Source organism: Streptomyces sp. SID14478 (genome assembly GCF_010548525.1).
GTDB lineage: Bacteria > Actinomycetota > Actinomycetes > Streptomycetales > Streptomycetaceae > Streptomyces.
In genome coordinates this window covers 1-2,154 of the sequence record NZ_JAAGMG010000494.1, presented here as the reverse complement: position 1 = coordinate 2,154, position 2,154 = coordinate 1, and the positions used below count along the sequence as shown (strand labels likewise).

Genomic DNA, 2,154 nt, shown 5'->3' with positions numbered 1-2,154 from the left:
GGCCTGCACCCGGGCCGCCGAAGAGGCCGCGGCCGACGCCGTGCGGCCCTGGGTGGAGCGGCTGGGGGAGGACAAGGCTCATGCGCTGTACGGGCAGTTGACCGCTCTCGCGCCCAAGGGGCCCGTGCGGCCTGCCTGGTGACATCGCGTCAGGACTCGGCCGCGCAACCGCGTCGAGAAGTTTTTACCGACGCGTAACTTCACGCCTGTACTACTCGCGCGTAACTTGACGCGTGCACGGCAAGCACTGTTCCTCCTGCAACTCCCTTGAGCCGCAAGGAGCTTCCTCATGCTGCCCAGAAGCAGGCCGCCCAGAGACAGATGGCGTCGGGCGCTGCGCGCCGTCACCGTCGCCGCCGCCCTGTTCGCCGCCACCGCGACCCCGCTCACCGCCGCCCATGGCGCCCCGGCGTCCGCCGGCGGGTGGAACGACTACTCCTGCAAGCCGTCCGCCGCCCATCCCCGGCCGGTCGTCCTCGTCCACGGCACGTTCGGCAACTCCGTCGACAACTGGCTCGTCCTCGCGCCGTACCTGGTCAAGCGCGGGTACTGCGTCTTCTCGCTGGACTACGGGCAGCTGCCCGGGGTGCCGCTCTTCAACGGGCTCGGCCCGATCGCCCGGTCCGCCGAACAGCTCGACGCCTTCGTCGACAAGGTGCGGGGGGCCACCGGGGCCGCGAAGGTCGACCTCGTCGGACACTCGCAGGGCGGCATGATGCCCCGCTACTACCTGAAGTTCCTCGGCGGCGCCGCCGAGGTGAACGCGCTCGTCGGCATCGCCCCCGACAACCACGGCACCACGCTCTCCGGGCTGACCGGACTGCTGCCCTACTTCCCGGGCGTGGAACCGCTGTTGACGCTCGCCACCCCGTCCCTGGCCGACCAGATAGCCGGATCGGACTTCGTCACGAAACTCAACGCGGGCGGCGACACCGTGCCCGGCGTCCACTACACCGTCATCGCCACCAAGTACGACGAGGTCGTCACCCCGTACCGGACCCAGTTCCTCGACGGGCCCGACGTGCACAACGTGCTCGTGCAGGACCTGTGCCCCGCCGACCTCTCCGAGCACGTGACCATCGGGACCGTCGACCTCGTCGCGTACCACGAGGTGGCGAACGCCCTCGATCCCGCGCACGCCACCCGGACCGACTGCTTCAACTGACCGCACCGGCACGACGCGCAAAGACCGCGGCCTCCCCCGCAGGAAGGGAGGCCGCGGCCGGTCGTGCGTACGGGTCAGCGGCCGTGCCGCCCGCCCGCCACGGCACGGCGGCGCACCGAGGCGAACAGGCCCGCCGCGCCGACCGCGAGGGCGGCCGCGCCGCCGATCGCGATGTACGGGGTGGTGGAGTCGCCGCCGGTCTCGGCCAGGCTCTTCGAACTGCCGTTGACCTCGGGCGAGTTCGGGGTGCCGGCGGCGCCCGCCGCCGGGGACGCGGACTCGTGGTCCTCGTGCATCGTGGCGTCGTCGCCGCTCATGTCCATGCCGCTGTGGTCCACCGTCGACTTGTCGGCGTCCTTCGCGATCTGCTCGTCGGACGGGGCGGTGGCGGTCGGCGCGGCACCGGCGGACGAGCCGGACGCACCGGCCGAGCTGCCGCCGTACGTCACGTCCGAGCAGGAGTAGAACGCCTCCGGGCTGTCCGAGCGCTGCCACACGCCGTAGATCAGCTGGCGGCCGGTGCGCTGCGGCAGCTTGCCGGAGAACGTGTAGTAGCCGCCCTCGGCCGTCGGGTCCGTGCTCGTCGCGACCGGGTTCTGCAGGTCCAGGTCGGACCAGCCCAGCGGCTTCGAGGCGTCGTAGCCCTGCTTGGTCATGTAGAGCTTGAACGTGCCCTTGTGCTGGGCGGTGACCTTGTACTTGAACGTGTACGAGCCCGCCGAGACCTTCGTCGCGGGCCAGTCGGCCCGGGCCAGGTCCATGCCCTTGAACTCGTCGGAGTTCGCCGAGCACAGCTTGCCGTCGGGGATGCGCTCCTGGGACTTGCCGCCGGCCTCGCCGTCACGGATGCCGTTCCAGTCGTACAGGGCCTGCGGGCCGCCCGCCGCGACCGCCGCCTTGCACGCGGCGGAGGTGGGGCTCTCGGCGCCCTCGGCGTAACAGGCCGCGACCCGGCTGGCCGGGTCACCGAGCGTGCCGTGCGCCGCGGC

The 2,154-nt window shown here is 71.8% G+C and carries 2 protein-coding genes and 1 pseudogene; 2 read left to right on the top strand and 1 reads right to left on the bottom strand.

What is annotated here, in order from left to right; all coding sequences use genetic code 11:
* Positions 1-142 (top strand): annotated as a pseudogene (locus G3I40_RS47170) (MarR family transcriptional regulator); the annotation flags it as partial.
* A gap of 147 nt (positions 143-289) precedes the next feature.
* Positions 290-1,165 carry an alpha/beta fold hydrolase gene (locus tag G3I40_RS16340; RefSeq protein WP_164302885.1) on the top strand — a complete coding sequence of 292 codons (876 nt, stop codon included), beginning with the start codon at positions 290-292 and terminating at the stop codon, positions 1,163-1,165.
* A gap of 74 nt (positions 1,166-1,239) precedes the next feature.
* On the opposite strand, the gene G3I40_RS16335 is transcribed toward G3I40_RS16340, so the two are convergent.
* On the bottom strand, positions 1,240-2,154 hold a 915-nt coding region (locus G3I40_RS16335; RefSeq protein ID WP_164302884.1), incomplete at its 5' end, for a lytic polysaccharide monooxygenase.